Origin of the sequence: Qipengyuania sp. NPDC077563 (genome assembly GCF_044901345.1) — a bacterium.
Lineage (GTDB): Bacteria > Pseudomonadota > Alphaproteobacteria > Sphingomonadales > Sphingomonadaceae > Qipengyuania > Qipengyuania aestuarii.
Map to the genome: position 1 here is coordinate 393,011 of NZ_JBJDPC010000003.1, position 14,829 is coordinate 407,839.

A 14,829-nucleotide genomic window follows, 5' to 3' on the forward strand; every position below is an offset into this window, starting at 1 on the left:
GCATGACGCTGACCGGCCCCACTTCGCAAACCTTCGTCTCGCAACGCCTGCGGTTGAATTATCTGGACTGGGGCAATCGCGGCAAGCCTCCGCTGATATTGGTGCATGGCGGCCGCGATCACGCGCGCAGCTGGGACTGGGTGGCAGAGCAATTGCGCGACGACTGGCATGTTGTGGCGATGGATCACCGCGGTCACGGCGATTCAGACTGGGTTTCCGATGGCAATTACCTGGTCAGCGACATGGTCTACGATCTTGCCCAGCTGGTTCACCAGCTGGGTGTCGGTCCGGTAACGATCGTGAGTCACTCGATGGGCGGCAACGTATCGCTCCGATATGCCGGGACCATGCCCGAGATGGTCCGCAAGATCGTGGCTATCGAGGGGCTGGGGCCCAGCCCCAAGCGGCAGGCCGAAACGCGGGAGAAAAGCTATCCCGAACGCATGGCCGAATGGATCGGCAAGAAACGCGCCGCTTCGGGCCGGACCCCGCGCAAATATGAAAGCATCGAGGCGGCATTCGCCCGGATGATCGAGGAAAACAGCTATCTTTCCGAGGAGCAGGCGCGCCACCTCACGATCCATGGTGTGAACCGCAATGAAGACGGCACCTATAGCTGGAAGTTCGATCCGCACCTCAACGTATGGCAGGTCGAGGACGTCGCGGATGAATTCATCCACCAGACCTGGTCGGCGATTTCCGCGCCCACACTGCTCCTTTACGGGGCAGACAGTTGGGCTTCCAATCCGGAAGGCGACGGCAGGCTCGATCATTTCTCCCATGCAGAAGTGGTTGAATTCGAAAACGCCGGACACTGGCTACATCATGACCAGTTCGATCGCTTCATGAAGACCATTCGCGATTTTCTTTGACGATACTGGCACCAGAAAGTCATCACGCGCATTGGGTTAACTGTGCGTCTGACGTTTGCCAGTTATAATATTCACAAGGCCGTGGGCCTGGATCGCAAGCGCGATCCCGAGCGGATTTTGTCTGTTCTGCACGAAGTAGATGCAGATATCATAGCGCTGCAGGAGGCCGATCGCCGCATTGGTGCGCGCGAGTCATGTATTCCCCGCTCCGAAATTGATGACAGCCCATGGCGCCTCATCGAAGTGGCAAAGCGGCCGCGGAGCATTGGGTGGCATGGCAATGCCCTGCTGGTGCGGCGCAAGTTCGAAGTAAATGGGGCTGAGGCGCTTGATTTGCCCACGCTGGAACCGCGAGGTGCGGCGTGCGGCGAAGTGACGGTGGACGGATCGCGTATCCGGATTATCGGAACCCACCTCGACCTGTCCGGCCTTCGCCGCCGCGATCAGATCAGAACTCTCGTGCGGTATGTGGAGAAATGCGAGAGGGGGTTGCCGACCGTGATCATGGGCGACTTCAATCAATGGGGCCGCGCCACGGGGGCGATGCGGGAATTCTCGAAGCGCTGGACCGTCATTACTCCAGGTAGGAGCTACCCTTCGCGTCAGCCTCTCGCCACGCTCGATCGCATTGTCGCCACGCACCATTGGTCCTGCAGCGACCACGGCGTGCATCGCACCGGTCTGTCATCCGCGGCATCCGACCATCTACCAATAACTGCGACCCTCGATTTGACTAAAAAGTAATCAGTTGCCCAAATATAGGGCAACAAATGTCTCGATTATGGCTTCGAACTTGTAACTTTACGCCATTTCCGTCTTGGCATGCGTCTTGCTGTTAAGTTCTGACCGGTGCTTGGGCCGGGAGGTTAGCAGGGGGTGAGCGGGTGAAATTCATCATCGCAGTCATCAAGCCGTTCAAGCTTGACGAGGTGCGTGAAGCGCTTGGGGGTATCGGCGTGGCCGGAATGACGGTCACCGAGGTCAAGGGTTTCGGCAGGCAAAAGGGCCAGACGGAAATATACCGCGGCGCCGAATATTCGACCAATATGTTGCCCAAGGTGAAGCTTGAGATCGCCGTAGCTGATGATCTGGCCGGCCAGGCTGTCGAAACGATCCAGCAGACCGCCAGCACCGAAGCCATCGGCGATGGGAAGATATTCGTCTTCGACCTCGCCAGCGCAACCCGCATCCGTACCGGTGAAACCGGTGAAACCGCGCTTTAAGGGATTCTCAGACATGAAACGCTCGCTTCATCGCATCGCCCCGCTGGCGCTTGCCGGGTTTGTGCTGGCCGAACCGGCCCTTGCCCAGGAAGCTGCGCCGGCTGCCGCAGAAGCCGTCGGTGGAGGCACCGCCTATATTTTCAACACGCTGTTATTTCTCATTGGCGGGTTTCTTGTCATGTGGATGGCGGCAGGTTTCGCCATGCTCGAGGCAGGACTGGTTCGCTCCAAGAACGTTTCGGTACAGTGTCTGAAGAACATCGGCCTGTATGCCATCGCCGGACTGATGTTCTGGGTCATCGGGTATTCGATCGCCTATCCCGGTTTTGAGGGCGGCTACTTCGGTATCGCCAATTTCCCTTACGCCATGCAGGGCGTGGGTGAAGCCGACACAGGTACGGGATACTCGGTCGCTTCGGACTGGTTTTTCCAGATGGTGTTCTGCGCCACTACCGCTTCCATCGTGTCGGGTACCGTTGCCGAGCGGGTCAAGCTGGTTCCCTTCTTCGTTTTCGTGACGATCCTGACCGGCTTCATCTATCCTGTGATCGTAAGCTGGGAATGGGGTGCCGGATGGCTGGATGCCATGGGCTTTTCCGACTTTGCCGGCTCGACGCTAGTCCATTCGACCGGTGGGTGGGCGGCGCTCATGGGCGCGCTGATCATAGGCCCGCGGCTCGGCCGCTACGCCAAAGATGGCAAGATGGCAGTGTTTCCCGGTTCCAGCATTCCGTTGGCGACCCTTGGCACCTTCATCCTGTGGCTCGGCTGGTTCGGTTTCAATGGCGCATCACAACTCGCCATGGGTACGGTGGGCGATGTCTCCGACGTGTCGAAGATATTCGTGAATACCAACATGGCCGCTTGCGCCGGGGTGGTGGTCGCGATCATCTTCACTCAGCTTCGCTATGGCAAGGCTGACACGACCATGGCGCTGAATGGAGCGCTGGCAGGGCTTGTCGCGATTACCGCCGAGCCGCTCACTCCCAATGTGGGCATGGCTATCATCATCGGCGGCATCGGCGGCGCGCTTCCCGTCATCTTTGTCCCCATCCTGGACAAGCTGAAGATCGACGACGTGGTCGGCGCCATCCCTGTCCACCTCATGGCCGGAATTTGGGGGACGCTCGCAGTGCCGCTCACCAATACCGAGGTGCCCTTCGTTGCCCAGATTACAGGTGTGGCCGCGACCGGTATCTTCGTCAGCATTGTTTCCGCTTTGGTCTGGTTTGCGCTGAAAGCGACCATCGGCCTTCGTCCGAGCGAAGCGGAAGAAATGGCGGGCCTGGACCTCGGGGAGACCGGTATCGAAGCCTATCCCGAATTCACCCGCACTACATGATCAACCAGTTTGGCGGGGCCGCCACCTCTCTCCAGCTTCGGGCGGCCTCGCCTACCTATGTTCCTCCTGCGAACACCGACTATTGAACGGGCCGAGATGAAATACTCTCGGCCCTTTTTTTAACTAACAGAATGATAAATAAGTCAATTGTGCATATTATAATACAGGTATAAGTGTAGAATCGCCCGCTGATACTTGGGGTTACAGCGCGCTCATCAAGGAGGATTTGATGACAATTAGATCTATACATGCACACGTACTTTACCGAGCTACCCTATTGTCAGGAGCAGCTTGGTTGGGGATGAGTACACCCGCCTTGGCCCAGGATGCGGAAGCACGGGTCACCTCGGATGCCGTTGCCGTACCCGAGGCCGATTCTCAGGCGATCATCGTCACCGGAACGCGGCAAACCAACCGATCCGCGGCCGATACGGTGGCTCCTGTCGATGTGGTCGGGACAGATGAACTGAACAATACGGCAAGCAGTGACATCGGGAATGTGCTCCGGGTGTCGGTGCCATCATTCAACGTGGGCACCCAGCCGATCTCCGATGCGGCTACTCTCGTCAGGCCTGCGAACCTGCGCGGGCTTTCTCCCGATAACACGCTCGTTCTGGTGAATGGCAAACGCATGCACCGCGCCGCGGTCATTGCGTTTCTAGGAGGCGGGATATCCGACGGCTCGCAGGGGCCGGATATCTCGGTCATCCCGGCGATCGCAATCAAGCAACTTGAAGTTCTGCGCGATGGCGCGTCCTCGCAATATGGTTCCGACGCCATTGCCGGCGTCCTCAACTTCATCCTCAAGGATGCACCGGAAGGGGGAACGATTTCCGCTCAATGGGGTGAGACCTATGAAGGCGATGGGGATCAGTATACGATTGGCGCCAACATCGGCCTCGGCCTTGGAACCGGCGGGTTTATCAATCTGTCAGGGGAATATGGCGAATCCGACGCCACCTCCCGCTCGGTACAGCGTGACGATGCGGCTGCGCTCATTGCCGCCGGAAACACGGCCGTTGCAGATCCCGCGCAGATCTGGGGTCAGCCAAACGTCAACGACGACACGAAATTCTATGCCAACATTGGCTACGAATTCAGCCCTGCGGTCAATTTTTACGCCTTCGGCAACTATGCCGAACGGAATGTCGATGGGGGTTTCTATTTCCGCAACCCGACCAATCGCGGGGGCGTTTATGCGGGGCCGACTGTCGATCCCGCTACCGGTCAGCCTCTGGCAGAAGAGGACGGCGGGGTGCCCTCGGTACTCGTCGGGGATCTATCGATCGATACCGCTGGCGACTGTCCCGCCGGAATTCCTTTGACTGCGGGCGGCGGTCTTATTCCTGACCCGACGATCCTTGCGCAGGTTCAGGCGGACGATAATTGCTTCAGCTTCGTCGAGATCTTTCCGGGCGGTTTCACGCCCCGCTTCGGGGGCGACGTCGAGGATTTTTCGGTAGCAACCGGCTTGCGCGGGCAGCTGTTCGGCGGACTGGATTATGATCTCAGCTATCGCCACGGACGAAACAAGACGTCTTTCCAGATAAGGAATACCGTCAACGCGTCCCTAGGCCCCAACACTCCGACTACCTTCAATCCGGGCGGTTATACGCAGACGGAAAACGTCGTGAATCTGGATCTGGGCTATGAGGTTCCGCTGGGCGAAGGCAGCGTCTACATTGCGGCTGGGGCCGAGTACCGAGACGAGGAATTCACGATCACCGCGGGCGATCCGGAATCCTTCGAACTGGGCCCATTGGCACAGCCTACGGCAGCCTATCCGATCGGCCAGGGCTTTTCGACCAGTTCGAACGGTTTCCCCGGCTTTGCGACGAATGCAGCAGGTTCGAGCAAGGAAGACAACAAGGCGGCATATATCGACATCGAAGCAGACCTTGTCGATGCGCTGACGCTCCAGGGGGCCGTTCGCTACGAAGACACGAAGAGCTTCGGCGACACCGTGACTTGGAAACTCGGCGGACTTTACAAGCTCAGCGATGCGTTTCGTCTGCGCGGGACCTACTCAACCGGCTTCCACGTGCCGACGGCTGGGCAGGCCAATGTCATCAATGTTACCACGCAGTTCTCGGGCGGAACGTTGCAGGACGAAGGTACCTTCCCACTCAACAGCCCCGCCGGCTTGATCGCGGCGGACTATGTACAGAACAGCTTGGGGCTCGATCGGCCAACCCTTGGGCCCGAAAAAGCGGACAGCTTCACGCTGGGTATCGCGGGCGATTTCGGGGACTTCACTGTCACGCTCGACTATTTCAACATCAAGCTGAAAGATCGCATTTCTCGCTCTTCCACCATCAATTTCCCTGCCGCACTCTGCTATCTCGCAGAGGCGGATGGTGTGGCCACGAACTGTCCGGCAGATTACAACGCGGCGGACGCGGACCTTCCATCACCTGCTGAACTGCTCACTCAGCTGGATGCGGCAGGATCTTTGAACCGGGCCGACTTCACCGGTTTCGAGGATCTGGTGGCGTTCACCTATTTCAACAACGACTTCGACACCCGCACTCAGGGTCTCGATTTCGTGGCCAACGCCCGTCTCTATCCGATTGAAGGAGGCACTACGCGGGCGACCCTGGCCATCAACTATACCGATACTTCGGTGACCGACGTCGGCGAAACCATCTCCGATACGCGCGTACGCCAATTGGAAGAGGGTCTTCCGAAATGGAAGGGCTTCCTCAATCTGACGCACGAGCAAGGGCGTTTCCGGGGGCTGCTGCGAGCCAATTATTTCGGCAGCTATTACGAAGCCTATCTCGAGGACTCGACACTACCGATCGATGCCGGTGCGGAAGTGACCTTCGATGCAGAGCTGGGCTACGAAGTTATCGACGGTCTCGAAATCGCCGCTGGCGCCCAGAACCTGCTCGACAACTATCCCGACTTGAATCCCTATTCGGGAGTTGCGGGGGGCAAATACGGCGAACGTTCGCCATTCGGCTTCAACGGTGGAAGCTATTACCTCCGCGCACGCTTTCAATGGTAACAGTAAAGCCATTTTGCTGAAGAAGAGGGGCGGCCGTAACGGTCGCCTCTTTTTTGCGAGAGATACCATGCTGACTATCCGGCTTGCCCGGCACGACGACGAAGACGCGATCTCCGAACTCATGGCCCTGGCGATAGAAAAGCTGCAGAGCGGCTATCTGAAGCCCGAGCAGATCGAGGCATCCAAAGGCGGGATGGGGCTGGATGCCATGCTGATCGCGGATGGCACGTATTTCGTCGTGGAAGCGGATGGCGCGCTGGCGGGGTGCGGTGGCTGGTCGCGCCGCGCGACGCTTTACGGAGGAAATCATACCGTTGGAAGGGACCCGCGCTTGCTGGACCCCTCGACCGAGCGCGCCCGCATCAGAGCGATGTACACCCACCCAGACCATGTCCGTAAAGGCGTCGGCAGATTGATCCTGGAACGCTCCGAGGCCGCAGCACGCGAAGAAGGGTTCAAGGCTCTCGAAATGGCAGCCACCATGGCGGGAAAGCCGTTCTACCTGCGCTGTGGCTATACGGTGGAAAGCGAGTGGGAGGACACCAATGGTCCGGTGGCATTCCCGCTCGCCACGATGACAAAACGGCTTTGATGCCGAACGGCTCGTCGGAAGTCAGCGATCCAAAACAGTATTGACGAACTCTGCGCACCGCTCGCCGATCATGATGCTGGGCGCGTTGGTATTGCCGGACACGATTCTGGGCATGATGCTGGCATCCGCGATCCAGAGGTTCTCAAGGCCTCTGAGTTTCAATTGCGGGTCGACGACATCGCTTTCGTCCGGCCCCATCCTGCAAGTTCCCACCGGATGATAAACCGTGTCGGCGCGGTTGCGGATCATCTCATCCAGCTGAGCATCGTCGTCGAGATCGACCGGGTGGCGGTCACGCGGGTCGAAAGCCTGAAGCGCGGGTGAGCCGGCGATGCGATGCGATAATCTCACTCCTTCGCGAAGGGTGGCGATATCGCGATCGTCGGCCAGAAAATTGGGATCGATGCGTGGGCCATCTGATGCATCCCGGCTTGTCAGCCGCACTGTCCCCCTGCTTTCCGGCCGCAAAACGCAGGCATGCAGGGAGAAGCCATAGCCTTTCACCTTGGTGCGGCCATGGTCCTCCAGCATCGCAGGAACAAAATGCCATTGAATGTCCGGGGCGGGCGCATCGGGCATAACAGTCCAGAACCCTCCTGCTTCGGCATAGGGAGTTGTCATGATGCCGGTGCGTTTTCGACGATGCTCGATCAGCGCCTTGGCCATGCGCAGTGTGCCGGCGAACGTGCTGCCGATCAGCTGCGCATCCTCGGACTGCCAGCTTGAAACGTAGTCTATATGGTCCTGCAGATCCGAACCGACCGCAGGCTTGTCCGCGACAATTTCTACGCCGTGGTCTCTCAGATGCTCTGCCGGGCCAATGCCCGATAACATGAGGATTTGCGGCGTATTGAAGGTGCCTGCGGAAAGCACCACGCCCCCGCGAGCTTTCACCGTGCGGCTGCGCTTCCCGACCGAATAAGTGACACCGGTTATGCGCCCATTGTCGATCTCCAGCTTCTGGACGGTGACGCCGATACGGACATCCAGGTTTTTCGAGCCCCGCAGCGGCTCGATATAGGCCCGTGATGACGACCAGCGCTCGCCATCCTTCTGGGTGACCTGGAAAATTCCGAAGCCTTCCTGACGCGCACCGTTGAAATCGTCGTTGCGCGGCAATTGCAGCTGGGTTGCCGCCTCGACGAAGGCATGGCTGGCGGGGTTGGCATAATGCTGGTCGCTCACCCAGAGGGGGCCATCCCCGCCGTGATATTCGCTTTGCCCGCGCGTATTGTGTTCCGCTTTCCTGAAATAGGGTAGGACGTCGTCATAGGCCCAGCCATCGCATCCAAGGGATGCCCAATTATCGTAATCCCAGCGATTGCCGCGAATATAGACCATGGCATTGATGGCCGAACTGCCGCCAAGCCCCTTGCCGCGCGGCTGGTATCCGATCCGTCCGTTGAGCCCTTTCTGAGGCACGGTTTCATACATGTAATTGGCTTTGGGGTTCGGTACTGCGAACAGCCCCGGGGTGGTTACGCGCAAGCCGGTGTTCCGGCCTCCGGCTTCCAGCAGACACACCGTCTTTCCAGATTGCGCCAGCCTGCCGGCGACAGCGCTTCCACCACTTCCACCGCCGATAACGACAACGTCGAATTCGCCCATACTCTCTTCTCCCGAGTCGGGAGGTTAGGCAGAGGCGGCGATGCCTGCAATCGGGTTTTCAACTGCAACCTGTTGCGTGAGGCACGATTGATGGACGAGCAACCGCTGCCGCTGGCAGCAATTGGTTTTTATCGATTGAGCCTAGCTGCCGGACTGACGGCTCAACATTTTCATGGTCGGCTGGATGCCTGAAAGGTCATAACCGGCGGCTGAAGCGTCATCGGAGAGCTGATCGACGGGCGCGCCGGACTTGGCTTTCGCAAGAGCCCACAGGATGGTCGAGCGTGTACCTGAGCGGCAGAAAGCCAGAACCGTGCCGTCCGCCTCATCCAGAGCGGCCTTCATCTCCTCGATCTGCGGCAGGCTGAAGCCGGCCGAACTTACCGGGATCGATCGATAGGCGATGCCATTGGCTTGGGCCGCTGCTTCGATGTCCGCTCCGGCAGGCTGATCGCCGGCCTCGCCATCGGGTCGGTTGTTGATGATGAGGGTTACGCCAGCCTCTTTGGCACGCGCGACGTCCCCGGCCTCGATCTGGGGCGATGCGAGCATTCCCTCGCGCAGTTGCTTGAATTCGACCATTGCCTTACGCCTCCTTGGCTTTTCTGGCCCGCCGGTTTCGCTGCACCATGTTGAGCAATTCGACACCGACCGAGAATCCCATTGCGGCGTAGATATACCCCTTGGGCACGTGGAAGCCGAAACCATCGGCGATGAGCACGAGGCCGATCATGACCAGGAAAGCGAGCGCCAGCATGACCAAGGTCGGATTCTTCTCGATAAATCTCGCTAGTGGGTCGGCGGCGATCATCATGACGCCCACGGTTATGACCACGGCGATGACCATGATTGCGATCTCATCGGTCATGCCGACGGCTGTGAGAATCGAATCGACGGAAAAGACTAGATCGATTGCGACAATCTGGGCGATGACCGTACCGAATGCCGCAGTCACAGCTTCTCCGGTGCCGGGGGTTTTGTCGAGCAGATCGCCGGAATTGTCTTCCGGCTCCATCGAATGATGGATTTCCTTCGTTGCCTTCCACAGCAGGAAAAGTCCGCCCACCAGAAGGATCAGATCCCGCCCTGAAAAAGCGGTTTCGAAGGTCGGTTCACCATAGGCGCTCGGCGCGCCCTGAATGCCCAGATCGAATAGCGGCTCCTGGAGAGTGACGATCCAGCCGATGAGCATCAGCAGGCCGATGCGCATCACCAGGGCGAGAGAAAGCCCGATTCTGCGTGCTTTCTGCTGTTGGTGTTCGGGCAGCTTGTTGGAAAGAATCGCAATGAAGATGAGATTGTCCACCCCCAGCACCACTTCCAGCGCGATGAGAGTAAGCAGCGCCAGCCAGGCGGCGGGATCGGAAAACAGTGCAATCAGGTCCATGAGCCACCGATGCCCAACCCGTCATGTGCTGGCAAGGGCGAATTCTACCCGATTTCACCATGCTAAAATGTCACATTCGTGCGTCAGAACACGATTGTGCGCTAAAATATTCGCAAGAAGCGATCTTTCACGCTATGCATGCGAGTAATGCGGGGGGGATTTTCCAGATTCTCTCATGCGCAAACGCCGGGTACGCCTCGCAGCCTGCGTGCCCGAGTGAATGATTACTCGGCTGCGCGACAAGGTATTTTACGACTTATGGGTTACGACAAAGGGCGGCGCCGGGGACGGGACAAGCGGGACAATATCGGCGAAGATTTTGATCCGTTCGGTGGTTCTCCCGGCGGTTTCGATCAGGGTGGCGGCTTCGGTGGTGGTGACCGCGGCGGCTATGGCGGCGGCGGTTTCGGCGGCGGCGGTGAGCGTGGTGGTTTCGGCGGTGGCAACCGTGGCGGTGGCGGCTTCGGCGGCGGTAATCGCGGCGGTGGCGGCGGCTTCGGCGGCGGCCCTCGTGGCGGCGGTGGCGGCGGCAACCGCATGCCCGCACAGGTCGTGGGCACCGGCAAGGGTACGGTAAAGTTCTTCAATTCGCAGAAGGGCTTCGGCTTTATCCAGCAGGAAACCGGTGGTGAAGATATCTTCGTCCACATCAGCGCTGTCGAACGCGCGGGCCTCGAAGGTCTCGCCGAAGGTCAGGAACTGGAATTCAACCTCGTGGATCGCGGCGGCAAGGTGTCGGCGCAGGATCTTCAGGTTGTCGGTGACGTGATCGAAGTCGAACAGAAGGCAGCGGCACCGCGCCGCGAACTGACCGGCGAAAGAGCGAGCGGTACGGTAAAGTTCTTCAATTCGATGAAGGGCTTCGGCTTCCTGACGCGCGACGATGGCCAGCCGGACGCATTCGTCCACATCAGCGCCGTGGAACGTTCGGGCCTCTCCACGCTGAATGAGGGTGAGCGCTACGAATTCGACCTCGAGGTCGACCGACGCGGCAAATATTCCGCGGTCAATCTGGTTCCTGCCGAATAAGGTAGATGACCACTCCTTCCGCTGCCGTTTGACCAACGCCGCATGAAGGAATAGATCGCTGGCAAACACGCAGATGGCGGCTCCCGTTCCGGGGCCGCCATTTGTCTTTGATACTCGTGAGGAGAGTCCTGAGAATGTCGATCAGCCCGCTGATGCCCGTTTATCCCCGTTGCGGCGTGCGCCCTGTCGCGGGCGATCACTGCCATCTGATCGATGAGGACGGTACGCGCTATCTGGATTTCGCCAGCGGCATCGCAGTCAATCTGCTCGGGCATAGCCACGAAGGCCTGATCGGCGCGATCCAGAAACAGGCAGAGACATTGATGCATGTCTCCAATCTTTACGGAAGCCCGCAGGGCGAAGCATTGGCGCAGCGGCTGGTCGACAAGACTTTCGCGGACACCGTCTTCTTCACCAATTCGGGTGCGGAAGCCGTCGAAGCTGCCATCAAGACCGCACGTGCCTATCACCAGCACGAAGACGGGGACGCCAACCGCACCGAACTGATCACCTTCACCAACGCCTTTCACGGCCGGACGATGGCGACGATCAGCGCGTCCAATCAGGAAAAGATGCACAAGGGCTTCATGCCCCTGTTGGCCGGGTTCCAATATGCGGAGTTCGACAATCTCGAAAGCGCGAAAGCCCTGGTAACCGACAAGACCGCCGGCTTCCTCGTCGAACCGATCCAGGGCGAAGGCGGCATCCGTCCCGCTTCGGATGAATTCATTCGCGGCCTCAAGGCTCTTTGTGACGAGCATGACCTCATGCTCGTATTCGACGAAGTGCAGTGCGGGGTGGCGCGTACGGGCAAGCTCTACGCCTATGAACATTACGGCGTCGAACCGGACATCATGGCAACTGCCAAGGGTATCGGCGGCGGTTTCCCGCTAGGTGCCTGCATGGCGACGGAGAAAGCTGCGCGGGGCATGGGGTTCGGCACGCACGGTTCGACCTATGGCGGCAATCCGCTCGCCATGGCTGCAGGAACGGCGGTGATGGATGCCGTAGCTAATGATGAATTCCTCGCGGAAGTCACCGAAAAGGGCGAGCGTCTGCGTAGCCGCCTCGAGCAGTTCATCGGCAATTATCCCGAATTGTTCGATTTCGTGCGGGGCAAGGGCTTGATGCTCGGCCTTCGGATGAAGGTCGAGAGCCGGCCCTTCTTCGTCCATCTGCGGGACAATCACCAGTTGTTGACCGTGGCTGCGGGCGACCAGACGCTGCGCGTCCTGCCGCCGCTGGTGGCCGATGATGCAGAATTCGACGAATTCTTCGACAAGCTTTCTGCCGGCGCGGCAAGCTTCGATCCGGCGGCAAACTGATGGCGGGCGGCGACGCGCTCGATCTGGCTCCGGCGGTGAGGAATTTTCTCGACCTGTCGGATGCGGGCGGAGATGCGATCGCCGCCATGCTGGCGGATGCGCAGGACAGGAAGACGGCGCGTCAGGGATGGCCCAAGGGCAAGCCCGATGCCGATGCTCCGCTTGCCGGTCATGTGCTCGGCATGATCTTCGAGAAGAACTCCACCCGGACCCGCGTCAGCTTCGACATCGGGATGCGACAGCTCGGTGGATCGGCTCTCATCCTCGATTCAGGGACGAGCCAGCTCGGTCGGGGGGAAAGCATAGCCGACACCGCGCGGGTGCTGAGCCGGATGGTCGATGCCATCATGATCCGGACGGACGATCATGCAAAGGCCGAGGAGCTGGCCCACTACGCGCATGTCCCAGTGATCAACGGTCTGACCGACCGGTCCCACCCGTGCCAGATCGTCGCCGATCTGCTGACGGTGGTCGAAAAGGGCAAGGCGCTGCCGGGGCTGGAACTGGCCTGGCTTGGCGATGTCAACAATGTTCTCCATTCCGTTCTCGAGGCGGCTGGGCTCTTCAAGTTCAATGTGCGGGTGGGCGTGCCCAGCGGATATGAGCCGGAAGCAGAATTCGTGGAGATGGCGCGTCAGGGCGGCGCTCAGGTCACGCTTACGCACGACGCTTCGGAGGCAGCGCGCGGGGCAGACATTATCGTGACCGATACCTGGGTTTCGATGGGGCAGGATCATGCCCACAACAAGATCGCAGCCATGGCGCCCTTCCAGGTCAATAAGCAGCTCATGGAACTCGCCAAATCCGATGCGCGGTTCCTCCATTGCCTGCCGGCCCATGTGGGTGACGAGGTAACCGAAGATGTGTTCGAAAGCGCGCAATCGGTCGTTTTCGACGAAGCCGAAAACCGCATTCATGCGCAAAAGTCGGTGTTGCTCTGGAGCTTCGGCTTGCTTGGTTGATGCGCGGGGGTCTGTAAAACCGCCGCTACGCTCTCCATATGTGCGCCCATGACTTCTACGACACACGCCAATGAAGAAACCTTCGCCGGTCGCACGCTGAAATTCACGATCCCTTCGCGCGATGCGCGCGGACGTCTGGTGCGGCTGGACAGCACGCTCGACGATATATTGTCGGCGCATGATTATCCTGCTCCGATCACGCATATTCTTGCAGAAGCGCTCGTGCTCATCACGCTGATGGGCTCGCTGGTGAAGGAAGACGGATCGCAGGTCACCATGCAGGCCCAGACGGAAGCCGGCGCGATCAATCTGCTCGTGTGCGATTACAAGGGCGGCGAACTTCGCGGCTATGTCGATTTCGACGAAGATCGGCTGGCTGCACTGGGAGCCAATCCCTCGCTTTTCGCGCTGTTCGGCAAAGGTTATCTCGCGATCACCTTCGACCTTGCCACCGGCAAGGGCCGCTATCAGGGTATCGTGCCGCTCGAAGGGGAAACACTGGCCGAGGCGTGCGAGACATATTTCCTGCAATCCGAGCAGGTTCCGACCCTTATCCGCACAGCCATCCGGTCCGACGGCGGCAAATCGTTTGCCGCGGGCATGCTGCTACAAAACTTGCCCGATGGCGAAGAGGGGCGCGAGCGCCTGCATGCGCGGCTCGACCATCCGGAATGGGAGCATGTCGCTATTCTGGGAGGGTCGCTCAAGCATGAAGAGCTTCTCTCGTCGGACCTTTCGCTCGAAGCGATCGTCTGGCGCTTGTTCCACGAGGAAAGCGAAGTGCTGGTGGAACAGGGTCAGGCAATCGGGAAGGGGTGTCGCTGTTCGGTCGAACACTACCGCGACGTGCTGATGAAATTTCCTGAGGCCGACCGCGAAGAAATGCGCAACGCCGACGGGATCATTAGCGTGGATTGCGCATTCTGTTCTCGCCAGTTCCCGATCGAGGCCTGAACGGACCCTCTAAAAACAAAGAAGCAATTTCGTTTCGGCGATGTTATGGTGCTGTTCACCGCCAAGGGACTAGAACCGCAACAACGCGCGGCGTTTGATAGATAGAAGATCATGATGAAATCGAAGAAACCATACCGAACTGTTGCCGGCCTTTTCGCACTCGGTGCGCTTGCAATTGGCGCGCCGGTCGTTGCGCAGGCATCGCTTGCCATGCTCGACACGCTTGATCGTGGCGGCTGGGAACTTCGGTATCGCGACGGCAGCGCACCGCGGAATATCTGCGTGCGGAGCGGCCGCGAGTTCATCCAGCTGCGCCATGCCGGAGACAGCTGCAATCGCTTCGTTGTCGAAGACGGAAAAGCGCAAGTGACTGTGCAGTACACCTGCCGCGGCAATGGATATGGTCGCACGAATATCCGGCGTGAGAATTCCGGCCTGGTCCAGGTCGACAGTCAGGGCATCGCAGACGGGCGCCCGTTCCAGTTTTCCGCTGAAGCGCGCCGGACCGGATCCTGCCGCTGACTT

Annotated in this window: 14 protein-coding genes; 11 read left to right on the forward strand and 3 right to left on the reverse strand. The window is 59.4% G+C overall.

Annotation, left to right across the window (positions count from 1 at the left end; all coding sequences use genetic code 11):
* The first annotated feature begins 2 nt into the window (after positions 1–2).
* The 6 genes from ACI2I1_RS13045 (at position 3) to ACI2I1_RS13070 (ending at position 7,039) form a co-directional block, all read left to right on the forward strand.
* Entirely contained in the window at positions 3–872 is an 870-nt protein-coding gene (locus ACI2I1_RS13045) for an alpha/beta fold hydrolase (protein ID WP_404679440.1), read from the forward strand.
* A gap of 42 nt (positions 873–914) precedes the next feature.
* Complete coding sequence (locus ACI2I1_RS13050; RefSeq protein ID WP_404679441.1) at positions 915–1,616, forward strand: endonuclease/exonuclease/phosphatase family protein; 702 nt, start codon at positions 915–917, stop codon at positions 1,614–1,616.
* Between the two features lie 140 nt (positions 1,617–1,756).
* Positions 1,757–2,095 carry a P-II family nitrogen regulator gene (locus ACI2I1_RS13055; protein ID WP_221543674.1) on the forward strand — a complete coding sequence of 113 codons (339 nt, stop codon included), beginning with the start codon at positions 1,757–1,759 and terminating at the stop codon, positions 2,093–2,095.
* Between the two features lie 13 nt (positions 2,096–2,108).
* The gene (locus ACI2I1_RS13060) at positions 2,109–3,437 is read left to right on the forward strand and encodes an ammonium transporter (protein ID WP_404679442.1); all 1,329 of its coding nucleotides are present in this window, start codon (positions 2,109–2,111) and stop codon (positions 3,435–3,437) included.
* 301 nt (positions 3,438–3,738) lie between these two features.
* Positions 3,739–6,447 (forward strand): TonB-dependent receptor plug domain-containing protein, encoded by a 2,709-nt coding sequence (locus ACI2I1_RS13065; protein ID WP_404679443.1) that lies wholly within the window; start codon positions 3,739–3,741, stop codon positions 6,445–6,447.
* Positions 6,448–6,514: 67 nt separating this feature from the next.
* Positions 6,515–7,039 (forward strand): GNAT family N-acetyltransferase, encoded by a 525-nt coding sequence (locus ACI2I1_RS13070; protein WP_404679444.1) that lies wholly within the window; start codon positions 6,515–6,517, stop codon positions 7,037–7,039.
* A 21-nt stretch (positions 7,040–7,060) separates the two neighbouring features.
* Here the strand turns inward: ACI2I1_RS13070 and ACI2I1_RS13075 are convergent, their stop codons facing one another.
* The 3 genes from ACI2I1_RS13075 to ACI2I1_RS13085 form a co-directional block, all read right to left on the reverse strand.
* Entirely contained in the window at positions 7,061–8,647 is a 1,587-nt protein-coding gene (locus ACI2I1_RS13075; protein WP_404679445.1) for a GMC family oxidoreductase, read from the reverse strand.
* A gap of 141 nt (positions 8,648–8,788) precedes the next feature.
* Positions 8,789–9,229 (reverse strand): TIGR01244 family sulfur transferase, encoded by a 441-nt coding sequence (locus ACI2I1_RS13080; RefSeq protein WP_404679446.1) that lies wholly within the window; start codon positions 9,227–9,229, stop codon positions 8,789–8,791.
* A gap of 4 nt (positions 9,230–9,233) precedes the next feature.
* Positions 9,234–10,034 (reverse strand): TerC family protein, encoded by an 801-nt coding sequence (locus ACI2I1_RS13085; RefSeq protein ID WP_221543668.1) that lies wholly within the window; start codon positions 10,032–10,034, stop codon positions 9,234–9,236.
* A 258-nt stretch (positions 10,035–10,292) separates the two neighbouring features.
* On the opposite strand from ACI2I1_RS13085, the gene ACI2I1_RS13090 reads away from it, so the two are divergent.
* The 5 genes from ACI2I1_RS13090 (at position 10,293) to ACI2I1_RS13110 (ending at position 14,826) form a co-directional block, all read left to right on the forward strand.
* Positions 10,293–11,063: a cold-shock protein gene (locus ACI2I1_RS13090; protein WP_404679447.1), complete on the forward strand. Its 771-nt coding sequence runs from the start codon at positions 10,293–10,295 to the stop codon at positions 11,061–11,063.
* 134 nt (positions 11,064–11,197) lie between these two features.
* Positions 11,198–12,388 (forward strand): aspartate aminotransferase family protein, encoded by a 1,191-nt coding sequence (locus tag ACI2I1_RS13095; protein ID WP_404679448.1) that lies wholly within the window; start codon positions 11,198–11,200, stop codon positions 12,386–12,388.
* Positions 12,388–13,350: an ornithine carbamoyltransferase gene (gene argF, locus ACI2I1_RS13100; protein ID WP_404679449.1), complete on the forward strand. Its 963-nt coding sequence runs from the start codon at positions 12,388–12,390 to the stop codon at positions 13,348–13,350. Before ACI2I1_RS13095 ends, argF begins: the two co-directional genes overlap by 1 nt.
* A 48-nt stretch (positions 13,351–13,398) precedes the next feature.
* Complete coding sequence (locus tag ACI2I1_RS13105; RefSeq protein WP_404679450.1) at positions 13,399–14,304, forward strand: Hsp33 family molecular chaperone HslO; 906 nt, start codon at positions 13,399–13,401, stop codon at positions 14,302–14,304.
* Positions 14,305–14,415: 111 nt separating this feature from the next.
* A complete protein-coding gene (locus tag ACI2I1_RS13110) occupies positions 14,416–14,826 on the forward strand; it encodes a hypothetical protein (RefSeq protein ID WP_404679451.1) in 411 nt (136 codons plus the stop codon).
* Positions 14,827–14,829 lie beyond the last annotated feature (3 nt).

What these genes read in the sequence shown, in the direction of transcription:
- ACI2I1_RS13045 (WP_404679440.1), top strand. Translation starts at nt 3, where the DNA reads ATGACGCTGACCGGCCCCACTTCGCAAACCTTCGTCTCGCAACGCCTG.
- ACI2I1_RS13060 (WP_404679442.1), top strand. Translation starts at nt 2,109, where the DNA reads ATGAAACGCTCGCTTCATCGCATCGCCCCGCTGGCGCTTGCCGGGTTT.
- ACI2I1_RS13065 (WP_404679443.1), top strand. Translation starts at nt 3,739, where the DNA reads ATGAGTACACCCGCCTTGGCCCAGGATGCGGAAGCACGGGTCACCTCG.
- ACI2I1_RS13070 (WP_404679444.1), top strand. Translation starts at nt 6,515, where the DNA reads ATGCTGACTATCCGGCTTGCCCGGCACGACGACGAAGACGCGATCTCC.
- ACI2I1_RS13075 (WP_404679445.1), bottom strand. Translation starts at nt 8,647, where the DNA reads ATGGGCGAATTCGACGTTGTCGTTATCGGCGGTGGAAGTGGTGGAAGC.
- ACI2I1_RS13080 (WP_404679446.1), bottom strand. Translation starts at nt 9,229, where the DNA reads ATGGTCGAATTCAAGCAACTGCGCGAGGGAATGCTCGCATCGCCCCAG.
- ACI2I1_RS13085 (WP_221543668.1), bottom strand. Translation starts at nt 10,034, where the DNA reads ATGGACCTGATTGCACTGTTTTCCGATCCCGCCGCCTGGCTGGCGCTG.
- ACI2I1_RS13090 (WP_404679447.1), top strand. Translation starts at nt 10,293, where the DNA reads ATGGGTTACGACAAAGGGCGGCGCCGGGGACGGGACAAGCGGGACAAT.
- ACI2I1_RS13095 (WP_404679448.1), top strand. Translation starts at nt 11,198, where the DNA reads ATGTCGATCAGCCCGCTGATGCCCGTTTATCCCCGTTGCGGCGTGCGC.
- argF (WP_404679449.1), top strand. Translation starts at nt 12,388, where the DNA reads ATGGCGGGCGGCGACGCGCTCGATCTGGCTCCGGCGGTGAGGAATTTT.
- ACI2I1_RS13105 (WP_404679450.1), top strand. Translation starts at nt 13,399, where the DNA reads ATGACTTCTACGACACACGCCAATGAAGAAACCTTCGCCGGTCGCACG.
- ACI2I1_RS13110 (WP_404679451.1), top strand. Translation starts at nt 14,416, where the DNA reads ATGATGAAATCGAAGAAACCATACCGAACTGTTGCCGGCCTTTTCGCA.